Consider the following 13,297-nt stretch of genomic DNA (forward strand, 5'->3'; position numbering starts at 1 on the left):
GATCTGAGTGGATTTTGATGTTGCCTTTATGCTGCAGGCCTTTTTAGCCGCACTTCATTATTTGCCAACCACGCTGCTATTAGGCTTTCTCCCGCTATTATTTGGCTCTGTCTTTGGATTTGGTATTGCCCTTATCCGTTTTTATCAGGTGCCTGTATTGTCTCCATTGTTCAAATGGTTTGTGGCTATTTTTAAAGCAATTCCTGTTGTCCTCATTCTGCTCGTATCTTATCTTCTTTTTTCTGATTCGCTGGATCGTTTGGCTGCATCTCTTTCTCTTCAGATTCGTTTCAGTGATTTGGACAGACGATGGATTGCCATTTTCGCCCTTACTTTATATGCTGTAAGCGGGTTATCTGAAATATTTCGAAGCTCTCTTGCATCTATTCCAAAGGGGCAATTCGATGCTGCTCTATCCGTTGGTTTCACCAGCAAACAGGTTTTACGAAGGGTCATTATTCCGCAAGTCTTTCCCATCGCCCTTCCACTTTTGAACAACATGCTGATCAGTTTAATCAAAGCCTCTTCTCTCGTTTCTATGGTGTCTGTGGTCGATATTTTAAACGGCGCTTTAATTAAAGCCAATGTGAACTATCGTTATCTTGAAGCATACATCGCCGTTGCTCTGATTTACTGGGCACTGTGTGCCTCTATCGAAGCCATTACAGCCGGATACGAGAAATATGGACTCAAAAACAAAAGGAGACGATTGGCATGATTGACATTAAACAGGTGCATAAAGCGTTCGGTAAAAACCAGATTCTGAGAGGAATTGATTTAACGGTAGAAAGAGGCGAAGTGGTTGTCATTTTAGGTCCGAGCGGTTCTGGGAAATCAACCTTTCTGCGATGCTTGAATTTTCTTGAGCGTGCGGATCAAGGAGAAATCAGCATTGATCACACGACCGTCAAGTTCAATCAAGCAAGGCCTAAAGACATTCTCGCACTTCGCAGAAAAACCGCCATGGTCTTTCAGCAATACGATCTATTTCTTCATAAAACAGCACTTGAAAACATCATGGAAGGTTTAGTCATTGCCCGTAAACAACCGAAAGATCAAGCCTATGACACAGCTCTCCAATTACTCACAAAGGTCGGACTACTAGAGAAAAAGGATGCCTATCCGCATCAATTATCTGGCGGACAGCAGCAGCGCGTCGGCATTGCACGGGCACTGGCTTTGAATCCAGAAGTCATTTTGTTCGACGAACCGACCTCAGCATTAGATCCCGAACTTGTAGGAGAAACGCTTGATGTCATTAAACAGGTAGCCCAAACCGGTGTCACCATGATCATCGTCACCCACGAGATGAACTTTGCCTATGATATTGCCGACAGGGTCATTTTCATGGAGGATGGGGTCATTGTCGAATCAGGTACGCCGGAAGAAGTCTTTGAACATACGAAAGAAGAACGTACAAAACAATTTTTAGCGAGATTCTCTTATCACCATTCATAAAATACAAGTCGATCCATGCGGTCGGCTTGTTTCTGCGCAAAATAAAAACCAGTCTGTTCTAGCTATTAGCCATCACACACTGGTTCTTCTCATTAGTTCAATTCCTTCAACTGATCAATATAAGCAAGGGCCGCCTCAAATTCTTCGTCCGTATAGCGCTGCTTGCTTTTAATGGTGAAGACCTTTTCCTTCACCTCATCTTCTGGCAGGTTATCAAAATATAAAATCGTTGAGACAAGCTCTAGGAAACGGGATGATTGCTCGTTCATCTGCTGCGTCAGCGCTTTGAGGTCAGGCATGTCCACTTCACACTGATCGAGAAACTCTTTCCCATTGTCCGTCAGCGAATAGCGATATTGATAGTATCCGCCCTTTTTTTCCTTCATTTCGTCCAAGAATCCAAGGTTGCACAGCTCTTCAATTCTGAGCGTCAACTCCTCTGAATAGGGGCCATAAAAATGAAAATCGTATTTCTCGTAAAAAGGCAAATCTAGCTTTTTTGCTATGTAAATCATCTTTTGCAGCTTCTTCCGACCAACGATTTCCCCTGATTCAGAGAATACCTTCATCAACTTTGCATGCTCTTTCAACAAATTCCCGACATCTCCTTTTTCAGTACTTCCTTATCCCAAACCAAGCAGCTTCATGATCGCCTTTTTTTCTTCAGCTTTTTCCGACATATCTACAATTAAGTCCATCGGGAAATAAAGTTTATGATCGGTTCTTCGTTTACCGGAAATGGCGTCAACAATATCTGACTGTCTCGACAGTTCTTTAATATGACCGCTTTGCGTCAAAAGGTGGATTGGCAGCCTCTCTTCTTCCTCGCCTGGTCTGTAGAAGTCATAGGGCAAGTCAGAGGAAGAATCGACCACTAAATAATAGTCAGGATCAATTCCGGCCTCCTTGAACAAGGCGGTCAGCTTGAAATATTTCGTCATTTCTTCATTTGGATTAAACTCTGTATATTGGAACAATCGACGGTTCATAAAACGGCGGCACAAATCAGCCAGCACGTGATCTTCTTCATCTTCCCACGCCTGAAAATAAAATAAAACAATGGATTCATCCAGCTTAATATAGTCCTCTGTGGTGACATTCCCCTCAAAGATTGAATAAAAGTGAACGGGGGCATGTGTGAAAATATAACCAGTTTCATGCAGCTCTTTTGCACGGTGAAGGATTTTCGTTAAAATGACTTCCGCACTGCGTGTCACTGGGTGGAAATAGACTTGCCAGTACATTTGATAGCGGCTCATAATATAATCTTCAACCGCATGCATCCCGCTCTGCTTCATCACAATCTGATCTTCTCTCGGGCGCATCACACGTAAAATACGTTCCATATCAAAGTGGCCGTAGCTGACGCCTGTATAGTAGGCATCACGCTGCAAGTAGTCCATTCGGTCGGCATCAATTTGACTTGAGATCAAACTGACCACCTGTTTGTTTTGATACGTTTTGGCAATGACTTCAGCCACATGCTTCGGAAAATCATCACTCACCCGGCGGAGCACTTCATTGACTTCCGTCTGCCCTAAAATAATATCTCTTGTAAACGATTCATGGTCTAAGTGGAAGACCTTTTCAAAGGAATGAGAAAATGGACCATGTCCGAGGTCATGAAGCAAGGCTGCACTAAGTACAAGCTCGCGCTCCCCTTCATCCCATTCAGGCCGCCCTTTAAACACATCATCCACAATTCGTCTCACAATCTCGTATACACCGAGTGAATGATTGAATCGGCTATGTTCTGCACCATGAAACGTCAAATAAGTAGTTCCTAGCTGTTTAATTCGTCTCAGGCGCTGAAACTCTCTTGTTCCTATTAAATCCCATATTAATGCATCCCTTACGTGAACATAACGGTGTACAGGATCTTTAAATACCTTTTCCTCAGATAATTTCCCTTTTGGATACGCCATCGTTTCGTCCCTCTTTTTTTAAGACGTGTTTCTATTATATCGGGTAACTTTTCCCGAAAACATCCTTGAATTTGCTGGTGAATGTGTTCTCAAAGATTGCACGGACGTAAAAAGCCCGACCTGACAGGGACGGACCTCTTTTTAGGTCGACTGAACACATTCAGTGACATTTATTTGACTTTTTTTTGAACCTTTTCGAGTAATTCATCTTCTGTTGGTGCGGATAATGGGCGATTGTTCACAAACGCAAAAGCCTTTTTTCGTCCTGGACCACAATAGGATTGACAGCCGATCTCAATTTTTGCATCAGGGTCAACCGATTTGAGTCGAGGCAATAACGTCTTTAGGTTCGTCGCATCACAATCGTCACATACGCGAAACTCATTAGCCATGGTCTTACGCTTCCTTTCAATGATGATACTTCATTCTATATGAAACAGTTGGACAGCCAATCGTGAATAATATACCACCCAACATTGTACATCGAAGCGCCTGGACTTGCAAGATGCTTTGCCGCCCCCATCATCCGCTTACATAAAAGCTAGTATTTTCCACTATCCTTTTAGCAAACTTGTATAAACCTTCTTGAACTTGGCTAATCTAATACCATCAAATCATATGGGGGTTTAAACACATGTCAAAACAAAGACAAGATGCTTGGTCAGAGGAAAATGATCTCCTCCTGGCAGAAACCGTCTTACGTCACGTCAGAGAGGGCAGCACGCAGCTAAATGCGTTTGAAGAAGTTGGAGACAAGCTGAACCGCACCTCAGCGGCATGCGGATTTAGATGGAACGCTGTCGTCAGACATCAATATGAAAAAGCGTTGGCACTTGCCAAAAAACAGCGAAAACAACGGATGCGCGCACTTGGCAATGGCCAGCCAGCGAAAAAACGATTACTTTATCAGCCGCAAGTAGAAGAAACGGTGACTCAAGAGGAATTCTCACAGGAATTGGAGCCAGCAAAGGAAGAAACATTTGCACCAGCAGCTGAAACGGCTGAACAGCTTCAGTTTGTGGATCAAAGCTACAATGAAGAGTTAGCTAGTTTATCACATTTATTGTCACAGGCTGCTCCTGCCCCAAATACCGCAGAGAAAAAGCCGGAAGCAAATCCATTTAGGCAGCATCAAGAATTAACCATCGACGATATCATTGATTTCTTACGCCGTTATGAAGGCGATGGTCAGCAATCCACTGCCTTACGTATGGAAAACAGCCGCTTAAAACGAGAAAACAATGAGCTTTCTCATAAAGTCTCGCAGCTAGAAGCTGAAGTGAAGAAGCTTGAAAAGGATCAGCTCACGATTCAAGAAGATTATGAAACACTCGTCAAAATCATGAACCGTGCAAGAAAACTAGTTTTATTTGAAGAGGACGATAGTGCCGCACCAACCTTTAAAATGGACCGGAACGGCAACCTCGAAAAAATGGCAGAATAACAAAAAGTGCTCCCCGCCTCGGGAAGCACTTTTTTAAATGCCCAAAAATAGCATCACACTAAAAAGGACATTGATCAAAAACACAAACATAAAAATATACCTGACCTGCCTTACCTGAAAATCACCAAACATAAAAATATAAAGACCTGCAATGCCAAGTGTCAGGACAGGCTGAAGAAATGGCACTAAAAGCGAAATACCGTAGCCGGCTCCCATGATGACAGGAAGCCATAGTAAATAGAGGTAACCGCCGTTTTTGGACTTCAAGAAACCACTCCCTCTCTTTCTTCTATCTGCTTGATTTCAGGCTGAACAAACTTGAGTCCGGCCATTGTGCGGCCGCGTTTTTGTGATGTCCAGACTGCAATCGCCGGCTGATCTGTCAGAGATTCTGTGTCAATGGTGATCAGCACTTTCTCATGTAATTTAATGACTTCTTCAGACTCTATTTTACACCCAGATACACTAATATCATGTATGTTCACCGGCACCTTCTCTTCTAACCGGCCCTCATAGGACAGCGTGCCTGTCACGCTTTGCAACGGTCTTCTCACCCATTTGCGCCGCAAGGCCCTTGGTACTTTCTCCGTTTCTCTTATAAAGCGGAGAAATGTCCGAACAGCATAGGATTTTTTCTCACGATCCGTTATCGATACATGCTCTCGTGTGAATAAGAAACGGATCAATGATAGGTACTCTGATTTTTCTGTATCAGTAAAAGCAACACCAACCATCAGCTTGTCTCCATCTGGATGGCTCCAAACCACATCACACGCCACACTTTGATCCTCTGAAAAGTACAATTGCATTTGTCCTTGATTTAAAGAAGAAGCTTGATCCAATGGAATGGATAGACGCGCACCTGAATCACTCATGTCTAGTAGAAAACAAGCAATCGATTCTTCTTGACGATCAGAACAGAGCTGCCCCTCTTTTTCTATGACAAACCGCTCTGATTTTCGATAACGCGGACGGTCAAACGCCACAATCAGTGCCATAAATAGACCTGCACCGTTATAAAGCACCCAAAAAATATTAATCAACGTGAGATCAGCATTCATCGTCCCATTTACCTTCATATCGTATCCTATTTTCACAAGGACAAGCAATGAGAGCAGCAAGAAGATCAAATGAGGAATCATCGTTTTCAAATGAAAATGTCTCTTGTCCGTTTGAATTCCCTTCGGCGTGACAAGGAATTCAACCCTCTTCTTCAAAAACAGCTCACTTAAAGCTACACCAGCCAAGTGGAATGCCATAGAGCTTTCGTAAATATGACTCCAAAACATACTTCTTTTTTGATTCGACACCAGTTTAAACGCTAAATACGAACTAAAGAACGCCGGCAGCCAAAACATAAAAATGGACTGGAAATCGGCCCAGAAACTTTGAATACCAAACAATAAAAACAAAATCGGTGTAAGAATGTAAATCATTTTAAACAAACCGTTAAACCAATACACAATGCCATCTAAATAAAGAACTCGCTGCATAAGCGTTAAGCCGCGCACCTTCAATGGATTAAACTTACGGGCGCACTGAATGTTCCCTCTCGACCACCGGTCTCTCTGCTTTAACAAATCAAGCCAGCTTTCAGGTGCGAGCCCGACGGCTAATACTTCTCCGACAGACACAGATTTGAACTTCCCTTGGAGAAGCATTCCGGTCGCCATGTCTTCTGTAATCACTCCAGTAGCAAATCCGCCAATTTCCTCTAAGGCCGTTCTTCTAAATACAGTATTACTCCCGACATACATCACCGCATTGAACCGATCCTTACCAGCCTGGAGGGTTTGCATAAAGAAGTCCTGTTCATTTGGAATTCGATCTTTCGAGAACATATTATATTGGAAAGGGTCTTCGTTATAAAACGCCTGTGGAACTTGAACAAACGCAGTCGCTCCATCATGAAAGTAAGGCACTGTCTTTTCTAAAAAGGCAGGAAGGGGGACCATATCAGCATCAAGTGTGAGAATCAGCTCCCCATTCGTTTGAGACATCGCATGGTTTAAATTACCCGCCTTAGCAAACTTGTTATCTGTTCTTGTCAGATAATGAACGCCAAACTCAGATGCAAGCTGCTCCACAGACTCCCTCTTGCCATCATCACATAAATAAATATGGACGCTGTCTTTTGGATAAGACAGATTCAAACAGCCTGCCACCGTGCGTTTCAGCACTTCAATCGGTTCATTATATGTAGCTATGAAAATATCAACTGTTGGCAGCCTGTCCAAATCACTGATCATGACTTGTTTTCGATTGGAAGGCTTCCAAACAAGTGTATAAAACACAAGCAGCTGTAAAAATCCAATACATTCACAGGCAACAAGCAAGATGCCCATTATCATATTAAATGTACCTTCATGCGGCAGTGTAAAGAAGAGACGCCAGCAAATATAGGCAGCATTTGTTAACACACAGAGCACAATGATGATTTTTTTAACAGTAGAGGCCAGCGGCTGAATACGATACATCACATACAACACAGACAAAACACAAAGCATAAACAGCGGGTAATACGTGGTGAATAATGACAACAAATTTACCTTCTTTCTTACGCCATAAATGACTATCACATATAAAATTCCATAACAAAGGAGGGGATTTTTTCATCACATTGCCCCTCCAAATCTATTCAAGCAGCCAAATCAACTATTATTTCCATAACCTATCTAATTGATTTGAATAAAAATCAATCGCTTTTCGATAACTTAAAATAGCAGGATCTTTTGTCGTTTCAGTTAAACAGTTCAGTAATATTTCCATCGCTTTGCTGTGTTCCTTTAAATTATACAAAGTCATGGCATAGAACGTTTGAATGGCTTTGTTGTCCGGATAAGTTTCCATCCCTTTTAGGAATATCTGTTTTGACTTTTCATATTCTCCTAAAGTTCTGTATGTACTTCCTAACCCTAGTAAAGCGTCTTCTAGTTCTTCTGAAGACAATCCTAACTCAATGGCCCTTTCATAAAAAAAGACAGCTTGTTTTTCCTTTCCTAACACATCATAACTCCAAGCACATTGATAGTGAATGGGGGCATGATGTGGATACTCTTCTACAAGACGGGTGAGCATGTCATTGGATTCTTGAAGATGTCCACTTTCTCGAAGTTCAATGGCTTTCAGAAGTTTCGTTTCCATTACATCACCCCTATTTTTTAAGATGGAAAGATGTGTTTACGAGAACACTTTCTCATTCCGCTCAATCATCCGCGTCATGTTTTTCTCAAACTCTAGCTGTTCCTCAGTGGTCAGTCCTGAAGCTGTCAGTTGTTCGCTCAGCTTTTGGAGTTCTTCTAGTAAAAGACGCATGAGAAGCGCACAGTCAATTGGTTCTCCAGTTAATTCTGATAGGGATGCCATCGTATCCGGCTGTATATCAGGGAATACCGCTTTCACCTCATGTCGTTTATCCTTTAAGGCCACCTCATAAAAACGGCGAATCAAATCAGCTCGTTTTCGACCGCTTCCATCTGCACACAAATAGATTTGCACAGCGACCCCTCCGCGTAATCTACGCTGAGAAATGCCGGCAAATTTCTTCCCATTGATACTCAAATCGTAGCTGCCTGGACAGTAAGAGCCGACAATTTCATAAGCTTCAATGTCCACCTCATACACCGACAGCATCCGGCGGATCAATTCCACCATCGCATCATACCCGCGGTCAATATCAATGCCCTTCTTTTGTTCAGCAAAGATTAAAGACACATTCAGTACGCCTTCATCCAGTACCACAGCAAGACCGCCTGAATTGCGCACAATCACACGATATCCTTCATCCTCAAGCAGCTTTACACCATCTTGGAGAAAAGGAAGTCTTGTATCCTGAATCCCAAGCACAATCGTATTGTGATGCACCCAAGAACGGGCTGTCGCTGGTGAGAGGCCCTTCCCCACCGACGCGCAAAGCGTATCATCCATCGCAAAGGATTGCTTTGGGTCTACATAGAGACCTAGGCTCGATTGATCTATGATTCGCCATGTCGGCTGTGTCAATAACTCAATAGGTTCATTTTTCATGTCCTGCATATCCTCTCGTTCATAAACTGTGTTTATTATACCATGGGAGGAATGGAGGGAGAATGCAAAAAAGCTCCATAACATTTGGCGTCACAGAGCGTTTCAATTAGATGATTTTGTTTTCTTGTTCTTCCTTTTCGAGATGAAATAAACAGCTGCAATTAAAACGACAGGAACCCCAACCACGAGGCATGCAGCGATCAATGTATTCCACGGCAAATCGATCATCTCCTTAATAGACTAAACTTCTATGAAACAGCCCTCATTTACCCAGCTCAACAAGTCTTCAGCGACCAATTCCGCATGCTGCGGGTCCATCACACCAGCATCGACGATCCACACTTTTTTCTCCTCTTCTGCCTGCCGCATGAGAAGTACTCGCCCGCCGCCATCGTCGCCAATGGCTACATAGCTGCTGGCATAATGATGGACTTCCCGCGTTGTATTGCGTTCCACTATGTCCTCAGTTCCGTATAGTAGAACGTCACGTCCAACAGAACATCCATTTGTCTGTTTCAACAATTCCTTATAAGCATGGGGCAGTTGCATGTTTAGCTGGGATTCTGCCTCTTTGATATGTATGTCACTTGCTGGTTTGTTCACGTGCAAATTTGGGATTTGAGGTAAATTGAGCATTTTAAAGCCTCCTCTATGTTAAGTAGCTGATTTTTTCATGACCCTTTTATACATCTTTAAAAGAAAATAGCCTCATCTAGAACTATAGACAGCCATTTTATCTATTACAGCATTTCTTTTAGCAAACTCTCTGCTTTATGCAATTCATCTAGAAAGGGGTTTAGATAGTCATTGTAACTATCCAAATAAGCTCTTACCCCGCCAATGATCAACATCTTTTGGAGATCTTCATTGTTCTGAATGATCCTTTGTGCATCCTTATATCTTTTGTATATTAATTGGAGAACACCTTGATTGATTTTTTGGGAATAGTCTTTTTCTAGGATGTTGATGACGGTTTGGATTTGTTTCGTTAGTTCTTGTTTTTTGTTCATTGATCGCTCCTATTTTCGAAGTTTTTTTTAAATCATTCAATGGTACTTTACTGTTAATAATATTGATTGAGCTTTGATGATACACATGCGCTATCATATTTCAGCCCAAACTGCCCCAGTTATGAACCTACAGAAACCGGTTTTGCCAACGATCAACTTGACGCATATTTCACTAACTCATAAATAATTAAAAGGCCCTCTTACCGAGGGATTAGATTTTAAAATTCTAAAATGTCAATTGTTACTCTTATGCCAATTCCCATACTATTTGGCCATCTACCAAAATCTTATTTGGTGGATCATCATAAAGAGATATCTCAACTAAAGAGCTTTTCTCTTGAATTAACCAATCGTATACACTGCCACTGTTTTCATTAGGATGAGATAGAATATCATTTACTTGGAAAGCAGCTGCAATATATTCTGTAAAATTAATATCATCTTCATCTAACATATTATTTGTTTCAAAAACTGTATCTAGTTTCCCTAAGATTTTCAAGCCACTATTCCATTCCAAAATCATATCTTTTTTTTCATATTTTATTAATGTTCCAATCAAAGAATCATAACCCATTTTTTACCTCCAATTCATTTTAAGGCCTCGCTGGTACGATGTGAGCACCATCTTTCCCATAATGTATCATTCCCTTAGTAGTCTCTTCATACTTTCCAGTATCAATATTATAGTATTTTCCTATTGCTTGGCCAAAGTCTATCCTTTCTTTATTCTTACCCAATTCTTTGCCTGTCCCTGCATATTTATCCAGCAATTCTTGTGCCTTTTTATTATCTCCGTAAAAAATACTTTTCTTTTTTCCATTTGCTACTTCTTGCTTGTAATTTGGTGTTTCTGGAATATGTTTTTCTTGAGCTCCTGATTTTACTTTTGCTGGGAAACCATTTACTTCACGGTAAGGTCCTTTAGGTACGGATTGTTTTCCGTAAGCAGGTGTTTTAACCCTCTTAATATTCTTCCCTTGATCCAACCTAAAAACATATTTCCCAGCCTTCACTATTTTCGTGATTGGGATGGTAGAGGCTGCGGATAAGGCTCGGTCTGTGCTGCTGATGTTTTGGCTGGTTTCTGGGTCTTTGCCAGTAACGGCTCGGTAGCCGTCGTAGATGCCGCTGTATTCTAAGATGATGTTTTCGGTAGTTGAGACAACTTCACCGTCTAATATGCGTTTAGCGTTGCCACGGCTGCGGCTTTCTGGAATTTTATCGACTTCTTCTATTCTTATTTCGTCGTTTGCGATATACGTTCGGATGATTTGTTTATTGGCGTAAACGGTGTATCTTCCGCCAATAAAATCAATATCCGATGGGTCCGTGACGACTTCATCTGCGATGTCGAATTCTTTTAACTTTTTAATGCCTTTTACGTTGAATAGTTTACCATTTATGACCCTGATGTCTCTATGAATCTTGTTTTTCCCGTTCACGGCTTCCCTTTGCAATGTCGTAAGCGATGGATCGTTTGCTGTGATTTGTTTACTGATGTTTTTATGGGTGTCATTCCGAACAACCGTCTCCACATTCGCTTGTTGTTTCTCTTTCAGTTTCTTCAGCATGATGATCATTGGATTGTCTTTTGGGTTGTCTATTTTGTCGTTCAATCCACTGATAGTGCTGCTTACTTTTTCTTTTTTTCCATCTTTGAAAATAGATCCCTTTTGATAGCTCGTGATGTCGATTCTTGGGCCGGTGAACATGGTACTTAAGGTATCTATGTATTGCTTCATTGTTTGAAGGGAGCTTTTGGTTTCATGTAAAGCACTTGTTTGCTCCCTGTCAAATGCATGAAGCAGACCAATGGTTTTTGAGGTCTCAAGCCATGCCTTTTGATAGTTTTGCTGAAAAGCTGATTCGTCTACACTTGGCAAGTGAACAATATGACCAACTCTGCCGATGGCGTGGTTTACCTCTGATACGATTTCAGAAATCGTACGTTCAGCTTTTTTTAAGCCTTGATCAAGATCATCTTCGATAAACGCTTGTGAGATAAAGCCGTGCTCGTTTGATTCTAGTGCGTGAAGAGCCTGCTTTATGTTTTTTAATGCAGCACTATATTCCTCAATGACGACCTGAAAGAATTGCAGGAAGGGAATATGGCATTCTGTATAGAAGGCGCGGATGGCTTGTCCTGCCTCTCCCTTTAGTGCGCCATCGAGTGAGATGATGTGATGGATTTGTTTCTCTATGGAGCTGATTTGCTGTGACTGCTGATTTAACGCATTCAGCGTTTGATCTATTCCGTTTATTAGCGCAAAGGCGTCAAGGGTTTTCATTGCTTTCTCCTTTATTTTCTTTTACTGCTGGAAGCAAGAGCCTTGTCCGTTTCAATCATGGTGTTCACCGCTTGTTCTGTTTGTACAAGCTGTTTCTGAAGGATGCCTATATAGGATGTACTTAATTCGTTCAACTGTTGATTGATCTTTTCTAATGAGTCTGCCGTCAGGAGCTGATTTCTTCCTTTGATGGTTGTTGGAAGGGCTGCATTCATTTGAGTGCCTGATTGTTTTGCATGCTGTAATACTCGTTTGACCTGACTGGCATCTATTTTAATTTCTCTCGTCATGTGACTACCCTCTTTTTTCTTCCAGTTGTTTCTGCTTTTCTTTCTCTATTTTTCTTTCAACCGAATGAATTTCATGTTCTAACGATTGGATCTCTGATATTAGGTCATTGATTTTCTCATCAATTCGATTTAATAAATTGGTTAGCTGTACACTTTTTATCTCTTGACTGGCGGAAGCCATTCCGTCACGAATGTCATCAAACGTGTCTGCCAAATGGCCAAACCATGTTTGTGATGTCAGATCTGGATGAGTGATTTTCTTGCTGGCATCTGACAGGGTTGATTTTGCCTCTTTAATTTCTTTGCGGCACATGTTGAGTTCGATGATTTGTTCTTTTTTTATAGATATATCTGCCTTTAATGAATACAAGGCTGTTTTATAACCGATGATTGCTCCAGATATCGTCAAACACCTCTATCCCTTAAATAGTCCTCCGTTATGTTACCATTTACTAGAACAAGAGGCATATGATTGAAAGTGAATTGACCAAAAAATGAATCGTACGTATTGGGTTTTAATACCTATTTCTCGCGCGCAAAAAAGCTGAATTCATTTTCTGAATCCAGCTGTTTATTGCTTATTTGAGCGAATCACTCGCTGATGCTGATGGATGATCGCTAAATGAGGTGTCTTTCTTTTCAGGAATATAATTGAGAGAGAAACCAACAAGACTAAAAAAGGCACTTAACACCAGTGTTGGGTTTTTGAATAGATTCGTACTCGCAATAATCATATCACCCTTTTGCAAGAGAATCCCTAGTATTTGACCGAATACCAACAGGGCTCCTGACGTTAAGAACAGGACAAGCAGCACTTTAAATAATAATTCCATTAATGCTCTCATGTGTTTCTCCT

17 protein-coding genes are annotated in these 13,297 nt (G+C 41.5%); 3 read left to right on the forward strand and 14 right to left on the reverse strand.

Going from position 1 to position 13,297, the window contains the following annotated elements; all coding sequences use genetic code 11:
* The first annotated feature begins 7 nt into the window (after positions 1 to 7).
* Positions 8 to 718, forward strand: a complete 711-nt coding sequence (locus tag QR42_RS17030; protein ID WP_039182216.1) for an ABC transporter permease subunit — start codon at positions 8 to 10, stop codon at positions 716 to 718.
* Positions 715 to 1,458: an amino acid ABC transporter ATP-binding protein gene (locus tag QR42_RS17035; protein ID WP_039182218.1), complete on the forward strand. Its 744-nt coding sequence runs from the start codon at positions 715 to 717 to the stop codon at positions 1,456 to 1,458. Before QR42_RS17030 ends, QR42_RS17035 begins: the two co-directional genes overlap by 4 nt.
* A gap of 92 nt (positions 1,459 to 1,550) precedes the next feature.
* Here QR42_RS17035 and QR42_RS17040 read toward each other — a convergent pair whose 3' ends face one another.
* From QR42_RS17040 to QR42_RS17050, 3 genes are all read right to left on the reverse strand, one after another.
* The gene (locus QR42_RS17040) at positions 1,551 to 2,051 is read right to left on the reverse strand and encodes a YwgA family protein (protein WP_024426378.1); all 501 of its coding nucleotides are present in this window, start codon (positions 2,049 to 2,051) and stop codon (positions 1,551 to 1,553) included.
* 30 nt (positions 2,052 to 2,081) lie between these two features.
* A complete protein-coding gene (locus tag QR42_RS17045; protein ID WP_007497716.1) occupies positions 2,082 to 3,383 on the reverse strand; it encodes an HD domain-containing protein in 1,302 nt (433 codons plus the stop codon).
* Positions 3,384 to 3,553: 170 nt separating this feature from the next.
* Positions 3,554 to 3,775, reverse strand: coding sequence for a YuzB family protein (locus QR42_RS17050; RefSeq protein ID WP_003215259.1), 222 nt, complete (start codon positions 3,773 to 3,775; stop codon positions 3,554 to 3,556).
* A 242-nt stretch (positions 3,776 to 4,017) separates the two neighbouring features.
* On the opposite strand from QR42_RS17050, the gene QR42_RS17055 reads away from it, so the two are divergent.
* Positions 4,018 to 4,827 (forward strand): RsfA family transcriptional regulator, encoded by an 810-nt coding sequence (locus tag QR42_RS17055; RefSeq protein ID WP_024423774.1) that lies wholly within the window; start codon positions 4,018 to 4,020, stop codon positions 4,825 to 4,827.
* A 33-nt stretch (positions 4,828 to 4,860) separates the two neighbouring features.
* Here the strand turns inward: QR42_RS17055 and QR42_RS17060 are convergent, their stop codons facing one another.
* The 11 genes from QR42_RS17060 to QR42_RS17110 all read right to left on the reverse strand — a co-directional run bounded on the left by QR42_RS17060 (position 4,861) and on the right by QR42_RS17110 (position 13,286).
* Complete coding sequence (locus QR42_RS17060) at positions 4,861 to 5,094, reverse strand: DUF5970 family protein (protein ID WP_024426379.1); 234 nt, start codon at positions 5,092 to 5,094, stop codon at positions 4,861 to 4,863.
* Positions 5,091 to 7,367: a glycosyltransferase gene (locus tag QR42_RS17065; RefSeq protein ID WP_039182224.1), complete on the reverse strand. Its 2,277-nt coding sequence runs from the start codon at positions 7,365 to 7,367 to the stop codon at positions 5,091 to 5,093. Before QR42_RS17065 ends, QR42_RS17060 begins: the two co-directional genes overlap by 4 nt.
* 118 nt (positions 7,368 to 7,485) lie before the next feature.
* On the reverse strand, positions 7,486 to 7,971 hold the full coding sequence (locus QR42_RS17070) for a tetratricopeptide repeat protein (RefSeq protein WP_039182225.1): 486 nt from the start codon (positions 7,969 to 7,971) through the stop codon (positions 7,486 to 7,488).
* A 36-nt stretch (positions 7,972 to 8,007) separates the two neighbouring features.
* Positions 8,008 to 8,853 (reverse strand): octanoyl-[GcvH]:protein N-octanoyltransferase, encoded by an 846-nt coding sequence (locus QR42_RS17075; RefSeq protein WP_039182234.1) that lies wholly within the window; start codon positions 8,851 to 8,853, stop codon positions 8,008 to 8,010.
* A gap of 240 nt (positions 8,854 to 9,093) precedes the next feature.
* Positions 9,094 to 9,489, reverse strand: coding sequence for an SMI1/KNR4 family protein (locus QR42_RS17080; protein WP_052196537.1), 396 nt, complete (start codon positions 9,487 to 9,489; stop codon positions 9,094 to 9,096).
* Positions 9,490 to 9,593: 104 nt separating this feature from the next.
* Positions 9,594 to 9,863: a hypothetical protein gene (locus QR42_RS17085; RefSeq protein ID WP_039182236.1), complete on the reverse strand. Its 270-nt coding sequence runs from the start codon at positions 9,861 to 9,863 to the stop codon at positions 9,594 to 9,596.
* A gap of 247 nt (positions 9,864 to 10,110) precedes the next feature.
* The gene (locus QR42_RS17090) at positions 10,111 to 10,437 is read right to left on the reverse strand and encodes a hypothetical protein (protein WP_039182239.1); all 327 of its coding nucleotides are present in this window, start codon (positions 10,435 to 10,437) and stop codon (positions 10,111 to 10,113) included.
* Positions 10,438 to 10,456: 19 nt separating this feature from the next.
* Entirely contained in the window at positions 10,457 to 12,151 is a 1,695-nt protein-coding gene (locus QR42_RS17095; RefSeq protein ID WP_039182242.1) for a T7SS effector LXG polymorphic toxin, read from the reverse strand.
* 11 nt (positions 12,152 to 12,162) lie between these two features.
* Entirely contained in the window at positions 12,163 to 12,441 is a 279-nt protein-coding gene (locus QR42_RS17100; protein WP_039182249.1) for a YwqI/YxiC family protein, read from the reverse strand.
* A gap of 4 nt (positions 12,442 to 12,445) precedes the next feature.
* Complete coding sequence (locus tag QR42_RS17105) at positions 12,446 to 12,844, reverse strand: YwqH-like family protein (RefSeq protein WP_039183359.1); 399 nt, start codon at positions 12,842 to 12,844, stop codon at positions 12,446 to 12,448.
* Positions 12,845 to 13,019: 175 nt separating this feature from the next.
* Positions 13,020 to 13,286: a hypothetical protein gene (locus QR42_RS17110; protein WP_039182253.1), complete on the reverse strand. Its 267-nt coding sequence runs from the start codon at positions 13,284 to 13,286 to the stop codon at positions 13,020 to 13,022.
* Positions 13,287 to 13,297: the final 11 nt, after the last annotated feature.

This window comes from Bacillus sp. WP8 (genome assembly GCF_000800825.1).
In the GTDB taxonomy this organism is placed as follows: domain Bacteria; phylum Bacillota; class Bacilli; order Bacillales; family Bacillaceae; genus Bacillus; species Bacillus safensis.